Below are 18,908 nucleotides of genomic sequence, written 5' to 3'. Positions count from 1 at the left end.
AGACGAATATCTCGCCTCTTTACTGTATCACAACCTATTTGATTTTAAAATTCACCTGTATTTACTTCTTTAGGTCTTGAAACTGGAGCGGTGAGTTCTTTCCCTTTTTCATTAAAGATCTTTGACTTCCCGTCCACTTTAATCGCTACTTTCTTCACTTCAGATAGTTCTGTAAGAGAAAGAACAATCGAATTTAATACTTCATCTGCAATCATGCTTTCTTCTTTGTTGTCCAGTAAAGCTCCATTGAAGTTTAGTGTAACAACACCATCTTTGACGACAGGTGTACTCAACAGTTTCACATCTGTTCTAAAATCTGTTAGAAGGCTGCTCTCAGCAGATGGGCCATCAATTAGGTGTTCGATCGTTGCTGTTACTTTATCTGTCCCCTCTTTTGCAACTCGACGCGTTACAGGTACATAATACGTTTGATCCTGTGTCTGTGCCAAGAAATAGAGAGTTACGAGTTCACTATTCGTGATATCTGCCACACTGCCATTTTCGAGATTTATCCCGTCAACACGACTCACACCGTCACCAACTGGTGTATTATTAACAGGCATTGAATTTTGGTTCTTTCCTGCGATTTGTATTTTAACTTTCTTAATGTTGTCAAACTGAGTAAGTGTGAATGTAATAGCTTGCAAGATCTTCATTTCATCCGCTGCATTATACTCTGTAAATTCCTTTGAAAAATTTGCCGTAGCTGTCCCCTTTTTGATATTTACCGATAACACTTCTGTATCAGCTGGCAGAACAGCTTGAAAACCGTTAGGAAGCAGATTGCTTACAGGGCCGTCTTTTACAAGATACTGCAATACTTGTTTAGCCGTTTCATCGTTCTTTGGAAGAGCAAGAACTTGCGGAACAACCATCCCGTTGCTGTCGAATAAAAACAGTTGCCGCTTATTCGTTTGCTCTGCACTCGCCGCTTTGTCTTTCTTATCGAGCGACTGACCTTCTTTCACGTAATTCACTTTAGGGGGATCAAGCTCATTTCCTGCTTTCTCTCCCCATAGTCCGCAACCTGATACCAGCAATGAAGCTGATAATATGATAAGCGGTGCTCCTGACTTCATCATTTTGCGCATACTTTCCCTCCTCAAGTGGTTTGTACTACTATGTATACGAGCTATCCTCTCCCGTTAGACCACTTGTACAAAAAATAAAGAAGACTGGCTTTAATTAAATGAAAAGAGCAGAATCCCTAAATGGATTCTGCTCTTTTCACTTCAATATTCTCAATATGAGGTTACCTAAATTCGTGCTCTTTGAAAACTACAACTTAATACATTCTACTTTTTCAATCTTGCGGTCTAGCCAATGGTTAGCGATCTCTAAGAAATGATTGCTCTCTGCTGTAGCTAAGAATCGATGCATCGGTTTAGCATCTTCTGTATTTAAGAGGTTGCTATGGTCGAGGATGACTGAAACTTCACGCGCAGTTTCTGCACCTGAACAGATCAACGTGATATGTTCACCCATCACTTGCTGAATGATTGGTCTTAACAATGGGTAATGAGTGCATCCCAGAATTAACGTATCGATAGAAAGATCCTTAAGTGGATATAAAGTTTCTGAAACTGCACTTAATGTCTCTTCACCAGATAACTTACCTTGTTCAACAAGCGGAACGAACAACGGGCATGCTAAACTTTCTACGATTACATCGTTACGAATCTGTGTTAGCGCCTGTTTATAAGCACCACTATCGACTGTCCCGACTGTCCCTATTACACCGACATGATTATTTTTCGTCGCTTTTAAAGCGGAACGAGCACCTGGATGGATAACTCCTAAGACAGGAATGTCTAACTTTCTCTTCGCTTCTTCTAAAACTGCTGCAGTAGCTGTATTACAGGCGATAACGAGCATCTTAATCTCCTGTTCTAAAAGAAAGTCAATCATTTCCCAAGTATAAGCCCTAACTTCTTCAAATGGTCTCGGGCCATACGGACACCTTTTCGTGTCTCCTAAGTAGATAATCTCTTCTTTTGGTAGCTGTTTCATGATCTCTCTTGCTACCGTTAAACCTCCCACTCCTGAATCAATGACTCCAATGGGTCTATTCAAAAAACATCGCCTCATCTCTATATACATACTGGCGTTAAATCACTGTTTTCTATTCTGCTAATATTTTTATGAAATTGCAAGACCATTCGTTAATGGAATGTTTTAAAAGCGAGCAACCAGGAGCGGAAATCAACCACTCCCGTGTCCAACCCTATTAACTCAACATCTATAGAAAAAGACTATGGAAATTTTCCCCATAGTCTTTTTTTTACTTTAGAAATTTTCTTCTGCAAACTTCACAACGTCTTCCATTGTTTCCATTTGTAGAACTTCATCCATGTGTGCACTGATCTTTTCTTTAGACAGACCGAGAATCTGACTACGAGCAGGAAGTACAGATGTAGCACTCATTGAGAATTCATCGAGACCAAGGCCAAGAAGAATTGGAATTGCGATCGGATCGCCTGCCATCTCTCCACACATACCAGCCCATTTACCTTCTTTATGAGCTGCATCGATAACCATTTTTACTAATCTTAAGATTGCTGGATTGTACGGCTGATACAAGTAAGAAACTTGTTCGTTCATACGATCTGCAGCCATCGTATATTGAATCAAATCGTTTGTACCGATGCTGAAGAAGTCAACTTCTTTAGCAAAAGTATCTGCCATTACGGCTGTTGATGGAATTTCCACCATGATACCTACTTCAATGGATTCTGAAACTTCAATTCCCTCAGAAATGAGCTTTTCTTTTTCCTCTAACAATATAGCTTTAGCAGCACGGAATTCTCCAAGTGTTGCAATCATCGGGAACATGATTTTCAAGTTCCCATATTGGCTTGCGCGAAGAAGTGCTCTAAGTTGAGTACGGAAAATGTCTTGCTCTTCTAAGCAAAGACGAATCGCTCGGAATCCTAAGAAAGGATTTAACTCTTTCGGAAGATTTAAATAAGGAAGTTCCTTATCTCCACCAATATCGAGTGTACGGATGACTACTGGTTTACCTTCCATCTTTTGAAGCACTTCACTATATGCCTTGAACTGCTCTTCTTCAGTAGGAAGTTGATCACGGCCCATGTAAAGGAACTCTGTACGGTATAAACCAACGCCTTCTGCACCGTTCTCTAGAACACCTTTTACATCAGCTGGTGTTCCAATATTAGCCGCAAGCTCAACTTGAACAGAATCGCTTGAGAATGTTTTTTCATTCACTAGCTTTGCCCATTCCGCTTTTTGCTTTTGATATTGTTTTTGTTTTTCTTCATACGTAGCGATTTCATCTTCAGTAGGATTCACGATTACATGTCCATCCAGACCGTCGATAATTACCATTACGCCGTTCTCAACGTTTTCCGTAATTGTCTTCGTTCCTACTACTGCAGGAATTTCCATTGAACGAGACATGATTGCTGAGTGAGAAGTTCTCCCTCCAATGTCAGTTGCAAAACCTTTAACAAAATTACGGTTTAATTGAGCCGTGTCAGAAGGAGTTAAATCTTCTGCTAAGATGACAACCTCTTCTGTAATACTCGCAGGTGTAGTAAACGTCACATTTAACAAGTGTGCTAAAACTCGTTTTGAAACGTCACGAATATCTGCCGCACGCTCTTTCATGTATTCGTTATCCATGGATTCAAACATATTGATGAACATGGATGAAACATCGTCCATTGCTGCTTCAGCGTTAACTTTTTCATTCTCAATCTTTTGTTTTACAGCATCAACTAGTTCTGGATCGCTCAAAACAAGAAGATGGGCAGCAAAAATCGCTGCCTTATCTTCGCCTAACTCTTTGTTCGCTTTTTCTTTTATAACAGAAAGTTCCTCTTTGGAAACGTTAAGCGCTGCTTCAAAACGATCGATCTCACTCGCTGAATCTGAAATCGATTTTCTTTCGATCGTTAATTCAGGATTTTGAAGAACAAACGCTTTTGCGATTGCGATGCCGGCTGATGCTGCAATACCTGAAATTTTTTCAGACATTACTCACCAAGCCCTTCCTTTTTCATTACGTTTTCTAGTGCAGCGATTGCTTCATCTGCATCTGAACCTTCTGCTTTGATCACGATTGAAGATCCTTGTTGGATCCCTAGGCTCATTACGCCCATGATTGATTTTAAGTTAACGCTCTTTCCGTTGTAGTCAAGTGTAATATCTGAGCTGAACTGACCTGCTTGGTTAACTAAAGTTGTTGCTGGACGTGCGTGAATTCCTGATTCGCTAGTTACTTTGAATGTTTTTTCTGCCATGATAATTACCCCTTTATTTTTTGAATGTAATAATATTTTCTTCCTCTATAGCCACAGTTCCTGTTTTTTCGACTGAAACTGTTTCATCCGATAGATTCGTGAAAACAATCGGTGTGATTACGGATGGTGCGTTTTCCTTAACAAAGTTCAGGTCAACCTTTAAAATCTTTTGACCGATCTTAACTCTGTCGCCTTCAGAAACAAAGCTCTCAAAACCTTCACCTTTCAGTTTCACTGTATCGATACCAAAGTGGATGAGAATTTCTTTGCCTGAATCTGACTCAATACCGATGGCATGTTTTGTCGGGAAGATATTCATTATCTTACCATTAACAGGTGAAACCACCAAACCTTCTGCTGGTTCAATCGCAAATCCATCACCCATCATTTTACCTGAGAAAACTTGGTCAGGAACTTCAGTGATCGGAAGTATTTTCCCTTTAATCGGAGAAACAAAACGATCATCATCTGTAGAAATCGATGAAGTTGGTGTAGCGCCAGCATTGTTTGTTTCAACAACTTTTCCTTGTTCAGGCGTTTTCTCTGAATTCTTCGGTTTAGCTACAGTCTTACCACTGATAATATCTTGAATTTCACTCTTAATCGTATCTGAACGAGTTCCAAAGATCGCTTGAATGTTATTACCCATTTCAAGAACGCCAGAAGCTCCGAGTTTTTTCAATCGATCCTTGTCCACTTCCTTAGGATCATTTACAGAAACTCTTAATCGAGTGATACAAGCGTCAAGGTTAGAGATATTGGACTCTCCGCCTAATCCCTCTAAAATATTCGCTGCTAGTGAATCTTTATTGGACGGTCCAACATTCGTTTCAACTTCGTCATCCACGATTTCTCGTCCTGGTGTCTTAAGGTTCCATTTACGGATCGCAAAACGGAAACCAAAGTAATAGATCACTGCAAATACGAGACCTACAGGAATTACTAGCCACCAGTCTGTACGGTTAGGAAGTACTCCGAACAATAAGTAGTCAATTACACCACCAGAGAAAGTCATACCTATTTTAACATTTAAAATGTGCATAACCATAAAAGAAAGACCTGCGAAAATAGCATGAATTCCAAATAATACTGGAGCAACAAATAAGAAAGTAAACTCAAGCGGCTCCGTGATTCCTGTTAAGAAAGAAGTCAACGCAGCAGAACCCATGATACCCGCTACTATTTTCTTTTGTTCAGGTCGTGCTTCGTGATACATAGCTAATGCTGCAGCTGGAAGGCCGAACATCATGAACGGGAACTTACCAGTCATAAAAGTTCCTGCTGTTAATTCAACGTTATCTTTTAATTGTGCAAAGAAGATCGCTTGGTCACCACGAACAAGTCCTTCTGCTGCAGATTTATAAGAGCCGAACTCAAACCAGAACGGCGAGTAGAAAATATGATGTAGTCCAAAAGGAATCAATGAACGTTCGATCACACCAAAGATAAATGCTGCGACCGTCAAGTTCGAATTGATCATGCTTTCAGAGAACGTATTAAGTCCATGCTGTACAGGTGGCCAGATGAACGTCATAACAATACCCAGTGCTAAAGCAGAAACTGCAGTAACAATCGGTACAAAACGTTTTCCAGCAAAGAATCCTAAGTATTGAGGAAGTTCGATGTTATAGAACCTCTTATAAAGATAGGAGGCTAAGATACCGACGATGATACCTCCAAACACTCCCGTCTGAAGTGTTGGAATACCCAGTACGTTCGCAAAAGAAGGATCTTTTCCGATCATATCCGGCGTTACCCCTTCGATAACGCTCATGGTTACGTTCATGATCAAGTAACCAATAATTGCTGCTAATCCTGCTACACCTTCACCGCCTGCAAGACCGACGGCAACACCAACGGCAAACAGTAAGGATAAATTAGCAAAAACAATGTCTCCCGATTTCTCCATTACGTCTGCAACAAGCTGGAACCATGCTGCATCTAATGCAGGTATTCTTTCAATCAACGCTGGGTTTTTAAACGCATTACCAAAGGCAAGCAAGAGACCTGCAGCTGGCAAGATCGCAACCGGCAGCATAAGCGCTTTACCTACGCGTTGAAGAACACCAAATAATTTTTTCCACATAAGAAGTCCTCCTTTTATTATGATAACCCTTCCATTTACTTTCGCATCAAACAAAAAAAGACATAAATAAGAAACATGAGTAAATCCCTAATCAGAATTAATATATCCTAATTAAGCATCTGCTACACTTTTGTTTCTTACTTATGCCTGATCGAATCAGTAACACGTAAAAACGAGTTGTTCTATATTCATTTATCATTTGTCTTCATTGTCATAACGCGAAAGCCTTTGCAAATGCATTGTCAAATATACTGCTTCTGCATGGGGCACGGGTTTTTGTAAGGTATTTTGCATAACCTTAATCAACTTCCACGCCAAATTGTAGCATAAAGGATATTCTTCTTTCAACACTTTTGCTAACTTTTCTTGCTCTTCCATGATATCACCCATAGAGACCCGTTCTATCGCATGCCTTAGATGACGAACAAGACGTAAATAATTGATGCTTTTCGTATCGATCGTAAGGTCTAATGAATGTTGGATCATCTGCATCAAAGTGTTGATGAGCTCTGAGTGTTTCTTTATATCAGTTACACTTTTATTCGTAATAGCACTGTGAATATGAAGTGCAACAAAACCGATCTCCCCTTCAGGAAGATGAATCCCTAACGATTTATTTATGATTTCGATCGCTTCTTCAGCGACAGTATATTCTTTCGGATACAATGTTTGTGTTTCAGTTAAAAATGGGTTTTTGATATCCATATTCTGTTCTAATCGTTTGATTGCAAATGTAATATGGTCGGTTAACGCAACATGTATATGTTCGTTTAACTCATTCTCAAAACGAGTTCGTATGTGAACAATTACATCATTGATCAATTCTACAATCTTTTCATCTATCGAATTTAATAACGTTTTATATTGTTCTTGTTCGTTTTCATCTCTCAATACAAATAACTTGTCCACTTGCTTAGGAAGGATCTCTTCACCTGGTTTCTTGCCGAAGCCGATCCCTTTGCCAATAACAATTCTTTCTTCATCGAAGGAATCAATGGCAATAACCACATTATTATTTAGAACTTTTTTTACTTGCAGGCTTTTGTTCATGAATTTTTTCACCTTTTTCATTTAGGTCCATAAACCACTAACATCATAACTTTCATCATAGCGGAAAACTGTTAGAAAAATCAATTACACTTTTTACCTGCTGCATAATCAAACTGAAAACGGCTTTCACAATGAAAGCCGCTTTCTGACTAAATCTCGAGTTCTCCAAGCCTCAATAACTCTACAACGGCTTGAGAGCGTCCTTTAACCCCAAGCTTTTGCATGGTATTCGAAATATGGTTACGAACTGTTTTCTCACTAATGAATAATTGTTCCGCAATTTCTTTTGTGGTCTTATCTTGAACTAGTAGTTCGAAAACTTCTCTCTCTCTTTTTGTAAGTAGAGGCTTCGGTCGGTAGTGTTTATCTTTCAATGAATTCACCCCTCCTTGCTAGGGTTTAGGAACCGCCAACGAATATTGGAAGTATTTAGTCAACATATAGTATGTAAAGAATCAGATGGGAGTGACTTGGTTCATTTAAAAAGTATGAAGAATATTACGGATAAACCATAAAAAAAAGCCCATTTTCATAGATGGGCTTCTTTAGAAAAATTATTTAGTTGGTTTTTCAGCTCTTCATTCCACTTTACGGGGCGTCCATTTCGTCTTGAAATCTGTACGATAGCACCTCTCCCTGTAAATACAGGAATCTTCTTCTCATTTATGCCTAAATAGTGTATGTCGATGGAAGACGAGCCTACTTCATTTATTTTCACATATACTTTTAATTTTTCATCGTACATGATCTGAGCCAAATAGTCACATTGAAGGTCTGCCACAACTGGAATCTCTTCTGAATCTGGAGCACCCCAGTCAGTCATCAAACCCAGTTCTTTAAACATCGCGATTCGTGATTCTTCCATATAAGTAAAGATATTCGTATTGTTCACGTGGCCAAATCCGTCAATCTCACCAAAACGTACTTGCAATTCGTGATAAAAAGAAAAGCCCTTCTGCCAATCATCCATATTTGATATGTAATCTTGCCTAGCCAATTTCTTTACCGCCTTTCTTATACAGATATTTAATGAATCGCTATTCAGTTATTTGTTTTTAAAAAAAGCTTCTCCCTGATGAGAGAAGCTCTTTATGATACTTTAACGATCACTGCCAAAGAAGTTCTTGAAAGCTTGGAAGCTTGTATCACGGTTTAGTGCAGCGATTGATGTTGTCAAAGGAATTCCTTTAGGACAAGACTGCACACAGTTTTGAGAGTTACCGCACTCTGCAAGCCCTCCGTCATCCATGATCGCGTTCAAGCGCTCTTCTTTATTCATCTCACCAGTTGGGTGAGCATTAAATAAACGAACTTGAGATAAAGGCGCTGGTCCGATAAAGTCCGAGTTCGTATTTACGTTCGGACATGCTTCTAAACAAACACCACAAGTCATACATTTTGAAAGTTCATATGCCCACTGACGCTTAGTCTCAGGCATACGAGGTCCTGGTCCAAGGTCGTACGTGCCATCGATTGGAATCCAAGCTTTAACTCGTTTAAGTGCATCAAACATTCTACTTCTATCGATCGCCAAATCACGGACAACCGGAAATGTTTTCATTGGTTCAAGACGAATCGGCTGTTCTAACTGATCAACAAGCGCCGTACAAGATTGTCTAGGCTTTCCGTTGATCACCATGGAACAAGCTCCACAAACTTCTTCTAAACAACCCATCTCCCAAGTGACGGGAGTCGTAGCTTCCCCTTTAGCGTTAACAGGGTTTCTACGAATTTCCATAAGAGCAGATATTACGTTCATGTTTGGACGATGAGGAATCTCAAACTCTTCTAAATATGGGGCAGTTTCTGGGTTATCCTGTCTTGAGATGACGAATTTCACCATTTTTGTGCTCATTCTTACACCCCTGCCTTCTTCTTAGAATAGTCACGTTTACGTGGCTGGATTAGCGAAACATCTACTTCTTCATACTCGAATTCTGGTCCGTTCGTTGTTGGATTGAATTTCGCTTTTGTTGTTTTTAACCATTGCTCATCATTACGTTCAGGGAAGTCCGGTTTATAATGGGCTCCACGGCTTTCATCACGGTTAAGAGCACCGAGTGTAATAACACGAGCTAGCTGAAGCATGTGCCATAGCTGACGCGTAAATGATGCACCTTGATTGCTCCACTTGGAAGTATCGTTAATATTGATGTTTTTATAACGCTGCATCAATTCTTGAATCTTTTCATCTGTTTGTTTTAACTTATCGTTGTATCTTACAACCGTTACGTTGTCTGTCATCCATTCTCCAAGTTCTTTATGGATCACATAAGCGTTCTCAGTTCCATCCATAGATAGAATATTGTTGTATACTTCTTGGTCTTTTTTCACTTGGTTATCAAATACAGTAGAAGGTACATCCTCAACTGTTTTTTCTAATCCTCTAATGTATCGTACAGCCGACGGACCAGCTTCCATGCCGCCAAAAATAGCTGAAAGCAGCGAGTTAGCTCCTAATCTATTAGCACCATGATACTGATATTCACACTCACCAGCTGCAAAAAGGCCTGGAATGTTCGTCATCTGATCATAATCAACCCACATGCCACCCATTGAATAGTGAACAGCAGGGAAGATTTTCATAGGAACTTTACGTGGGTCATCTCCCATGAACTTTTCGTAGATCTCAATGATTCCACCAAGTTTGATATCAAGCTCTTTAGGATCTTTGTGTGAAAGATCAAGATATACCATGTTCTCACCATTGATTCCTAGCTTCAGATCAACACACACGTGGAAGATTTCACGTGTAGCGATGTCACGAGGAACAAGGTTACCGTATGCTGGATACTTCTCTTCTAGGAAGTACCAAGGCTTTCCGTCTTTATATGTCCAAACACGTCCACCTTCACCACGTGCAGATTCACTCATTAAACGAAGCTTGTCATCGCCAGGTATGGCCGTCGGGTGAATTTGAATGAACTCACCATTCGCATAATAAACACCTTGCTGATAAAGAGCTGATGCTGCTCCACCTGTGTTAATAACAGAGTTAGTCGACTTACCGAAAATGATTCCAGGTCCGCCAGTCGCCATAATAACTGCATCTGCAGGAAAACTTACGATCTCCATCGTTTTCAAGTTTTGTGCGGTGATTCCTCTACATTGTCCTTCGTCATCAATAATGGCAGATAAGAATTCCCATCCTTCATATTTCGTTACTAGACCTGCAACCTCATGACGACGAACTTGCTCATCAAGTGCATACAATAACTGCTGACCCGTTGTAGCACCAGCAAATGCAGTACGATGATGCTGTGTTCCTCCGAAACGACGGAAGTCAAGTAAACCTTCAGGAGTTCTATTAAACATAACACCCATACGGTCCATTAAATGAATGATTCCTGGCGCTGCGTCACACATTGCTTTAACTGGAGGTTGGTTTGCTAAGAAGTCTCCACCGTATACAGAGTCATCAAAATGCTCCCACGGTGAATCTCCTTCACCTTTTGTATTTACAGCACCGTTTATACCACCTTGAGCACAAACAGAATGCGAACGTTTTACTGGAACAACTGAAAAGAGGTCAACGTTCACACCAGCTTCAGCTGCTTTGATCGTAGCCATTAAACCGGCGAGACCTCCGCCAACAACAATTATTTTTTGATTACTCAATTTGTCTCACCCCTTTTAAATAAATGCAAAGATTGTTCTTACGCTAACAATAGCAAGTGCAACAAATACACCCATTGTTACGTATGTTGAAATTTTCTGTGAACGAGGCGAAACTGTAAGGCCCCAGCTGACAAAGAACGACCATAATCCGTTAGCAAAATGGAATACTGCTGATAAAACACCAACAAGATAGAAGACAACCATGAATGGAGAGCTTAAGATGTCTGCCATCATATCAAAGTTTACTTCTTGTCCCAACGCAGCTTGTACACGTGTTTCCCATACATGCCAAGCGATAAAGACTAATGTGATAACGCCTGTTACACGCTGAACGAGGAACATCATATTGCGGAAATAGCCATAGCGGGTAACGTTGTTTTTTGCTTGGAACGTAATGTAAAGCCCATACACGGCATGAAACAAAATAGGTAAGTAGATGACAAACGTTTCTAGGAAAATACGAAAAGGTAAACTTTCCATAAAATGCGCCGCTTTGTTAAACGCTTCAGCATCCCTCGTTGCAAAATGGTTTACAACTAAATGCTGTACGAGAAAAATCCCGATCGGAATTACTCCTAATAATGAATGAATCCTTCTGTTAATAAAATCTCTACTGCCAGCCATTCTCTTGCCCCCTTCAAATTTAGCCTCTCTCTGGCTGCTAATCTTTGTTCCTCTCCACATGTAAGCGTTTTAAGTTTCCTCTTTTAGAGGATGAGTGTTAAACAATTAGCTTAATTAACTAGCAACATGTCCATTTTACTCCCATCGTTTGACACCGTCAAGAAAACGCTAACAACTAAATACGTAAATTTTCTTGATACATCAACGCTTTTGGAGGTTTAAGATTTTCGACAAATACCGATAGTTGCTATAGAGTTTAAACCGCTTTCCCGTTATAATAAAAATTAGAAAGAAGGGATGCAGAATGTTTAAACAAAAGACAAAGGATGATAACACCCCTGTAGAACAGCTTTCTGTTTCAGCTTTTGGGTATGAGATCCTTCGAAGCGATTTGTTGCCTGAACTTCTTGGCAAACAAGAACGAAATATTCTCTATTGGGCAGGAAGACACTTGGCTAGAAAATATCCTTTACATACGATGGAAGAAGTTCACGCTTTTTTTGTTGAAGCAGGCTGGGGCACTCTTGAAATGATCGAAGCTTCGAAAACTGAGATGAATTTCTCTTTAAACTCTCAACTGATCATGCAGCGAATGGAAAACTTCAATCATCAAACGTTCAGCCTAGAAGCAGGCTTCCTCGCTGAACAAGTTCAGCTACAAAAAAAATGCACAACAGAAGCTTTAGAATCTACAAAACGAAACAAAGTTTTTATTACTGTTCAATGGGACAAAAAAGATACGATTGAATAACAAAAGCCGGCGTATTGCCGGCTTTTTTCAATGTTTGGTCCTATGTGTTCTGAACGGGAACACGAGCATCTAGCTCAAACACATCATGCAGCGTTTCTATCGACTTAATCATATCTTCTTGTTTCACGACGGTTGATACTTTAATCTCAGAAGTGCTTACCATTTTTATCATAATATCTTCGTCTGAAAGAGCTTTAAACATTTTAGCGGCAACGCCAGGATTTGAGATCATGCCTGAGCCAACGATTGACACTTTTGCAAGACCTTGTTCATAACTGATCGATTCGAATCCTAATTTCCCTTGATGCGCAGCAAGTACTTCTTGTGTAGCAGATAATGAGTTTGATTCAATCGAGAACGAAATATTCGTTTTTTCTTCATTTAGGACATTCTGAATGATGATGTCTACATTGATGCCGTTCGATGCCAAAATAGTAAACAGTTCCGCTAACGCGTGTATTTCATTGGGAACTGAAGAGACCGTAATTTTTGTTATGTTTCCTTCAAACGCAAGACCTCTAACCATTAAATTTTGTTCCATAGACACTTCCTCCTCAACTAATGTTCCACGTTCTTCACTCATGCTAGACCTTACTTCTAATGTAATACTATAGTTTTTAGCAAACTCAACCGCTCTCGGATGTAAAACGCCAGCACCAAGGTTCGCCATCTCTAACATCTCATCATAAGAGATCGAAGGTAGTTTTCTAGCTGAATCCACTACACGCGGATCCGTCGTATATACACCCGTCACATCGGTATAGATGTCACATCGATCGGCTTTTAAGGCTGCCGCTAGCGCAACGGCTGTTGTATCAGATCCACCTCTACCAAGCGTTGCAATATCCTTTGTTTCAGGAATCAGCCCTTGAAAACCTGCGACAACCACGATATGGCCATCTTTTAATAGAGAAGATACGCGCTCTGAATCGATGTCTAGTATTCTTGCATTTGAAAAGGCATCTTCGGTTTGAATACCCGCTTGCCATCCGGTTAATGATTGAGCTTTATATCCTTCTTGATGCAGAGCCATCGTCAATAAGGCAATCGTAATCTGTTCACCAGTCGTAAGTAGCATATCCATTTCCCGTTTAGAAGGGTTCTGACTGATATCTGTAGCAAGCTTTACGAGTTCATCCGTTGTTTTGCCCATCGCTGAAACCACAACCACGACTTCATTTCCTGCATCTACTTCATGGATGATTCGTTTTGCAACATTTTGTATTCGCTCAACTGAGCCTACACTAGTTCCACCAAATTTTTGAACGATTCTCCCCATATACTCCAATCCCTTCTTGTTGTAAGATTCTATCTCTTTTATTAGAAGACTTTGTTGACGGTGCACGTATACCTTCTTATTTGAAAGTAAATACAAAAAAGCAACAATAAGGAAAAACCCTATTGTTGCTATAATCCGTAGCAAGCCAAGTTTGTTCCCCCTCGTGAGATAGTCCTCCACACAAACCCTGGGGGGACTTGTGTGACAGCTCTGTATTTCTTCAATACAGGTCCAGCATAAAAGGCTAGAAGTCCTTTTACACTTCGGCAAGAATCCCCTTTCCTCCATCATCACTAGAGCTTCTTCTCTTCAGATGGGTTACTATTGGTTCCTGCTCCTCTACCATCACTTCATACGAAGCATGGCATATTTATAAAGTTGGATTTATTTTAACAAAGTTACTCAATAGCTGCAACTACTCATTTGATAAAAATGCTTTTTCAATAAGCTCGGCTACTGGTTTAGGCACACCTGCTGCTTGAATCTCATCAACAGAAGCTTCTTTTAACTTTTTTAACGATCCAAAGTGGCGAAGCAGCATCTTTTTGCGTTTGTCACCGATTCCAGCGATGCTGTCTAATGTTGATTCGAACATGCTTTTAGAGCGAACTTTTCGATGGAAGGAGATCGCGAACCTGTGAACTTCATCTTGAATTCGTTGCAGAAGATAGAATTCCTGACTGTTTCGAGCCAAGTGTATCATTTCAGGAGGATCCCCAATCCAAAGCTGTGAGGTTCTATGCTTTTCATCTTTCGATAGACCTGCTACTGGAATAAATAAGTTAAGCTCGTTCTCTAATACATCTTGAGCCGCAGATATTTGCCCTTTTCCGCCATCGATCAGAATAAGACTAGGAAGCTCTCCTTCTTCCCTCAATAGTCTTGTATATCTTCTGCGAACAACTTCCTTCATGGAAGCATAATCATCTGGACCTTCCACAGATTTGATCTTATATTTTCGATAATCCTTTTTGTACGGTTTTCCGTCAACAAAAACAACCATGGCAGAAACAGGGTCTGTTCCATGAATATTCGAGTTATCGAACGCTTCAATACGATAAGGTGCAGCAATCCCAATTCTCTCACCAAGGTTCTCAACGGCTTTGATCGTTCTCGCCTCATCTTGCTCGATCAGGGCAAATTTCTCGTGAAGAGCTAAAGACGCGTTTTTAGTAGCTAATTCCACAAGCTCTTTCTTTTGTCCTTTTTTCGGCTGCAATACTTTCACTTGAAGAAGTTCGGATACAAGATTAGCATCCACTTCTTGTGGAAGGAGAATCTCTTTAGGAAGAAGGTGATTTTTTTGCAGATAGAACTGACCAATAAAGGTTAGCAAGTCTTCATTCGCTTCTCCATAAAAAGGGAATACCGAAATATCTCTAGCAATCACTTTTCCTTGCCTAATGAAAAAGACTTGTACACACATCCATCCTTTATCGAAATGATAACCAAAAACGTCTCGATCGACTAAATCTGCTGTCATCATCTTTTGCTTCTCCATAACAGCTTCAATGTGCTGTATCTGGTCTCGCAGCTCTTTTGCGCGTTCAAAATTTAATGCTTCAGAGGCTTCGAGCATCTTTTCTGACAACTCATTTTTAACATCCTGATAGCCGCCATTAAGAAATTTCACGATGCCATCTACCATCTGTTTATTTTCTTGTTCTGTAACATCATATACGCAAGGACCTAAACATTGACCGATATGATAATACAAACACACTCTTTTTGGCATCGTATCACATTTACGAAGTGGAAAAATACGGTCTAAAAGCTTTTTCGTTTCTTGGGCAGCATAAGCATTCACAAACGGACCAAAATATTTTCCGCCATCTTTTTTTATCTTCCGTATATATAGAAGTCTTGGTTGTTTTTCAGCAGTGATTTTTAAGTATGGATAGCTCTTATCATCTTTTAGCATAACGTTATAACGAGGGTCATGCTTTTTAATTAAATTCATCTCTAGAACTAATGCTTCCATCTCAGTAGAAGTTACAATGTATTCAAAATCTCTGATCTCACTAACAAGTCTTTGAGTTTTACCATCATGTGTCCCCGAGAAATAAGATTTCACACGATTCTTCAACACTTTCGCCTTACCTACATAAATAACTTTCCCAAACTCATTCTTCATAAGATAGCAACCAGGTTGATCTGGTAGCAACATTAATTTTTGTTTTACAGAAATAGAGGTCAATTTCTTCCCCCCTTCACTCATAGCAGTCTTTTCTACTATCATATCATGTATCAACGTGTTCATAATACTATCGTGATTTCAATACCACATATTTTCATTTATCGACAATATTTCCTAGAAAATATTGAACAGTTTGTAAAATGCACAAAAAAAAGCCCGAGCAACGGGCTTTTTTGGTTAAACCTTATTTATGTTTGTTCAATAGTTCAACTAATGCTTCTTTCGGTTGGAAACCGACAACTTGATCTACCACTTGACCGTCTTTGAATACAAGTAGGGTTGGAATACTCATAACGCCGAATTTTCCAGCTGTTTCTTGGTTTTCATCAACATCAAGCTTAACTACTTTTACTTCTTCCATTTCTTGATCTACTTCTTCAAGAACAGGAGCGATCATTTTACAAGGTCCGCACCAAGGTGCCCAAAAGTCAGCAAGGACTAAACCTTCGTTCGTTTCTGTATTAAATGTTTGATCTGATGCATTAACAATAGCCATTTATTTGGCCCTCCTTTTAAATAACAAAGTGTAAACAAAGTATATCCCACAAATGTAACAGTTGCTAATAGTTTGCTCAACTTTATGGTACCCAAGTTTTTTATTCGACAAACGTTAGATTGTAGCACTCTTTTCTAGATGTCTCTGACAGTTGAATAATTCACAAGTCCAAGCGTTTTCTGCTTTTAGGTTAAAAATAGAAAAAGACGTATTGTTAAGTCCGTACCAGCGATCAGTATCGTCTTGTAGAAGCTCTTTGAAGATCCTTACAAGCAATGCTCCGTGAGTGATGACCAGAACTTTCTCACCCTTATGCTTTTGAACAATATCGTTTAGGGCTGCTTTCCATCTAGAATCGGCATCTTCATTTGATTCTCTCCCTAGATTAAGTTCCATCCAATTTTCTCCCCAACGTTCGACTCGTTCGCTCTCAGTGGTTCCTTCTGTCTCACCGAATGAAATCTCGCGAAGTCTATCATCAGCCAACACGTTTAGGCCCGTTATTCCGCTGATAGCCTCAGCAGTTTTATATGCTCTGAGTAATGGACTGGCATATATAGCATCCCATTTTTCATTCACAAACCGTTCCGCTAAACGTTCAGCTTGATACTTCCCGTTGTCATTAAGCGGGATATCCTTACAGCCTTGAGCTCTTCTTTCAATGTTCCAATCCGTTTCACCGTGACGAATGAATGCAATCGTAGTCATCATACACCTTCCCCGTTCTCAAATTGAAAAAACGTCCAGAAAAACGGACGTTTTCATTCATTTACATTCTATTATACTAACACTTTTTTAAACTCTTCCGTTAATAAAGGAACGACTTCAAACAGGTCACCAACGATTCCATAGTCTGCTACCGAGAAGATGCTAGCTTCGGGATCTTTGTTGATCGCAACGATTACTTTAGAGTTGGACATCCCAGCTAGATGCTGAATGGCTCCCGAGATTCCACAAGCGATATACAGATCAGGTGTTACAACTTTACCGGTTTGACCGATCTGCAATGAATAATCACAATAATCAGCATCACACGCACCACGAGATGCCCCAACTGCTGCTCCAAGTACATCTGCAAGTTCTTGAAGAGGTTTGAAGCCATCTTCAGATTTCACACCGCGACCACCAGCAACGATGATCTTTGCTTCTGCTAGATCTACGCCTGTAGACGCTTTACGAACTACTTCTTTAACAATCGTTCTTAAGTCTTTGATGTCAACAGATACAGATGTTACATCACCGGAGCGAGATTCATCTTTCTCTAATGGTGCGATGTTATTCGGACGAATCGTAACGAATACTAGACCATCTGAGATTAATTTCTTTTCAAAGGCTTTTCCTGAATAAACTGGACGAGTAAACACAGTGTTCTCACCAGCTTGTTCAAGTCCTGTAACATCTGAGATCAGACCAGATTCGAGACGAGCTGCTAGTCGTGGCGAAAGATCTTTTCCTAAAGATGTGTGTCCGAACACGATAGCTTCAGGGCTTTCATCATCGATGATCTGCTTTAACGTTTGGAAATAACCATCTGGAGTATAGTTCGCTAGCTTCTCATGTTCCGCTGTGAGTACACGATCAGCTCCATAGTGAATTAATTCTGCTGCTAACGACTGAACAGAGTCACCACATAATACTGCGAACACTTCTCCGCCGCCAGAAATTTCTTTTGCTGCTGCAATTGCTTCAAATGAAACATTACGTAACGCACCGTCACGGGATTCTGCAAGTACTAAAACTTTTTTTGCCATGATGACTCCTCCTTATATTACCTTCGCTTCATTTCTTAACAGAGATACAAGTTCTTTTACTTGGTCTGGAGTTTCACCTGATAGGATTTTTCCAGCTTCCTTTTTTGGTGGAAGATATACTTCTACCGTTTTTGTTTTCGCTTCTACGTCATCTTCATCAATATCAAGATCATCTAACTCCAATGTTTCAAGAGGCTTCTTCTTTGCTTTCATGATCCCTGGTAACGAAGGATATCGTGGCTCATTCAATCCTTGTTGTGCAGTCACTAATAATGGAAGAGATGTCTCAATCTTCTCAAGATCTCCTTCAACATCGCGTTCGATGTTTACAGTAGTACCGTTCACTTCAATCTTTGTGATGGTTGTTACGTGTGGAATATCTAATAATTCTGCAAGACGCGGTCCAACTTGACCAGTCCCGTTATCAATCGCAACGTTTCCGCCTAGAATAATGTCGTATTCTTTATCTTTAAAGTAAGCTGCCAAAACCGACGAAGTCGTGAATTGATCTTGGCTGTCCAAGTCTTCGTTCGAAATAAGAACCGCTTGATCTGCTCCCATAGCTAGTGCAGTACGAAGCTCTTTTTCAGAATCTTCGTCTCCAACCGTTACAACCGTAACCGTACCACCGTGGGCATCTTTTAATGTAATCGCTTCTTCAATCGCATATTCGTCATATGGATTAATAATGAACTCTGCACTATCTTCAGAAATCTTGTTGTTTGAAACAGAAATTTTTTCCTCTGTATCAAAAGTACGTTTTAAAATTACATAAATGTTCATGGTTACCC

At 39.9% G+C, this 18,908-nt stretch carries 18 protein-coding genes and 1 riboswitch; of the genes, 1 reads left to right on the top strand and 17 read right to left on the bottom strand.

Features of this window, described 5'->3' with window-relative positions; translation table 11 throughout:
* Positions 1-44: 44 nt before the first annotated feature.
* The 11 genes from IHV11_RS03490 to IHV11_RS03440 all read right to left on the bottom strand — a co-directional run bounded on the left by IHV11_RS03490 (position 45) and on the right by IHV11_RS03440 (position 11,643).
* Positions 45-1,082 carry a GerMN domain-containing protein gene (locus IHV11_RS03490; protein ID WP_137790655.1) on the bottom strand — a complete coding sequence of 346 codons (1,038 nt, stop codon included), beginning with the start codon at positions 1,080-1,082 and terminating at the stop codon, positions 45-47.
* A gap of 196 nt (positions 1,083-1,278) precedes the next feature.
* On the bottom strand, positions 1,279-2,073 hold the full coding sequence (gene racE, locus IHV11_RS03485) for a glutamate racemase (protein WP_305069349.1): 795 nt from the start codon (positions 2,071-2,073) through the stop codon (positions 1,279-1,281).
* Between the two features lie 213 nt (positions 2,074-2,286).
* Positions 2,287-3,999 (bottom strand): phosphoenolpyruvate--protein phosphotransferase, encoded by a 1,713-nt coding sequence (gene ptsP / locus IHV11_RS03480; protein WP_197193694.1) that lies wholly within the window; start codon positions 3,997-3,999, stop codon positions 2,287-2,289.
* The gene (locus tag IHV11_RS03475) at positions 3,999-4,265 is read right to left on the bottom strand and encodes a phosphocarrier protein HPr (protein WP_066396644.1); all 267 of its coding nucleotides are present in this window, start codon (positions 4,263-4,265) and stop codon (positions 3,999-4,001) included. Before IHV11_RS03475 ends, ptsP begins: the two co-directional genes overlap by 1 nt.
* Positions 4,266-4,278: 13 nt before the next feature.
* On the bottom strand, positions 4,279-6,351 hold the full coding sequence (ptsG, locus tag IHV11_RS03470; protein WP_197193693.1) for a glucose-specific PTS transporter subunit IIBC: 2,073 nt from the start codon (positions 6,349-6,351) through the stop codon (positions 4,279-4,281).
* A gap of 195 nt (positions 6,352-6,546) precedes the next feature.
* Positions 6,547-7,401, bottom strand: coding sequence for a glucose PTS transporter transcription antiterminator GlcT (gene glcT / locus IHV11_RS03465; RefSeq protein WP_197189545.1), 855 nt, complete (start codon positions 7,399-7,401; stop codon positions 6,547-6,549).
* Between the two features lie 149 nt (positions 7,402-7,550).
* Positions 7,551-7,775 carry a helix-turn-helix domain-containing protein gene (locus IHV11_RS03460; RefSeq protein ID WP_066243534.1) on the bottom strand — a complete coding sequence of 75 codons (225 nt, stop codon included), beginning with the start codon at positions 7,773-7,775 and terminating at the stop codon, positions 7,551-7,553.
* Positions 7,776-7,930: 155 nt separating this feature from the next.
* Positions 7,931-8,398, bottom strand: a complete 468-nt coding sequence (locus IHV11_RS03455) for an acyl-CoA thioesterase (RefSeq protein ID WP_197193692.1) — start codon at positions 8,396-8,398, stop codon at positions 7,931-7,933.
* A 102-nt stretch (positions 8,399-8,500) separates the two neighbouring features.
* Positions 8,501-9,256 carry a succinate dehydrogenase iron-sulfur subunit gene (sdhB, locus tag IHV11_RS03450; protein WP_144698733.1) on the bottom strand — a complete coding sequence of 252 codons (756 nt, stop codon included), beginning with the start codon at positions 9,254-9,256 and terminating at the stop codon, positions 8,501-8,503.
* A gap of 2 nt (positions 9,257-9,258) precedes the next feature.
* Positions 9,259-11,019: a succinate dehydrogenase flavoprotein subunit gene (gene sdhA / locus IHV11_RS03445; RefSeq protein WP_066396656.1), complete on the bottom strand. Its 1,761-nt coding sequence runs from the start codon at positions 11,017-11,019 to the stop codon at positions 9,259-9,261.
* A gap of 15 nt (positions 11,020-11,034) precedes the next feature.
* A complete protein-coding gene (locus tag IHV11_RS03440; RefSeq protein ID WP_197131456.1) occupies positions 11,035-11,643 on the bottom strand; it encodes a succinate dehydrogenase cytochrome b558 subunit in 609 nt (202 codons plus the stop codon).
* A gap of 304 nt (positions 11,644-11,947) precedes the next feature.
* Here IHV11_RS03440 and IHV11_RS03435 point away from each other — a divergent pair, with 304 nt between their 5' ends.
* On the top strand, positions 11,948-12,394 hold the full coding sequence (locus IHV11_RS03435; protein WP_197189546.1) for a YslB family protein: 447 nt from the start codon (positions 11,948-11,950) through the stop codon (positions 12,392-12,394).
* Positions 12,395-12,434: 40 nt separating this feature from the next.
* Here the strand turns inward: IHV11_RS03435 and IHV11_RS03430 are convergent, their stop codons facing one another.
* The 6 genes from IHV11_RS03430 to IHV11_RS03405 all read right to left on the bottom strand — a co-directional run bounded on the left by IHV11_RS03430 (position 12,435) and on the right by IHV11_RS03405 (position 18,900).
* The gene (locus tag IHV11_RS03430; RefSeq protein WP_197132112.1) at positions 12,435-13,673 is read right to left on the bottom strand and encodes an aspartate kinase; all 1,239 of its coding nucleotides are present in this window, start codon (positions 13,671-13,673) and stop codon (positions 12,435-12,437) included.
* Positions 13,674-13,834: 161 nt separating this feature from the next.
* Positions 13,835-14,023: riboswitch (Lysine riboswitch) on the bottom strand.
* Positions 14,024-14,088: 65 nt separating this feature from the next.
* Positions 14,089-15,840: an excinuclease ABC subunit UvrC gene (gene uvrC / locus IHV11_RS03425; protein ID WP_231620262.1), complete on the bottom strand. Its 1,752-nt coding sequence runs from the start codon at positions 15,838-15,840 to the stop codon at positions 14,089-14,091.
* Between the two features lie 214 nt (positions 15,841-16,054).
* The gene (gene trxA, locus IHV11_RS03420) at positions 16,055-16,366 is read right to left on the bottom strand and encodes a thioredoxin (RefSeq protein WP_137788705.1); all 312 of its coding nucleotides are present in this window, start codon (positions 16,364-16,366) and stop codon (positions 16,055-16,057) included.
* 114 nt (positions 16,367-16,480) lie between these two features.
* Entirely contained in the window at positions 16,481-17,077 is a 597-nt protein-coding gene (locus IHV11_RS03415) for a histidine phosphatase family protein (protein ID WP_231620181.1), read from the bottom strand.
* 68 nt (positions 17,078-17,145) lie between these two features.
* On the bottom strand, positions 17,146-18,117 hold the full coding sequence (locus IHV11_RS03410) for an electron transfer flavoprotein subunit alpha/FixB family protein (protein ID WP_197189547.1): 972 nt from the start codon (positions 18,115-18,117) through the stop codon (positions 17,146-17,148).
* 12 nt (positions 18,118-18,129) lie between these two features.
* Positions 18,130-18,900 (bottom strand): electron transfer flavoprotein subunit beta/FixA family protein, encoded by a 771-nt coding sequence (locus IHV11_RS03405; RefSeq protein WP_197193691.1) that lies wholly within the window; start codon positions 18,898-18,900, stop codon positions 18,130-18,132.
* Positions 18,901-18,908 lie beyond the last annotated feature (8 nt).

The organism is Fictibacillus sp. 26RED30, from assembly GCF_015903845.1.
Lineage (GTDB): Bacteria > Bacillota > Bacilli > Bacillales > Fictibacillaceae > Fictibacillus > Fictibacillus phosphorivorans.
This window is presented reverse-complemented; position numbering and strand designations above follow the sequence as displayed.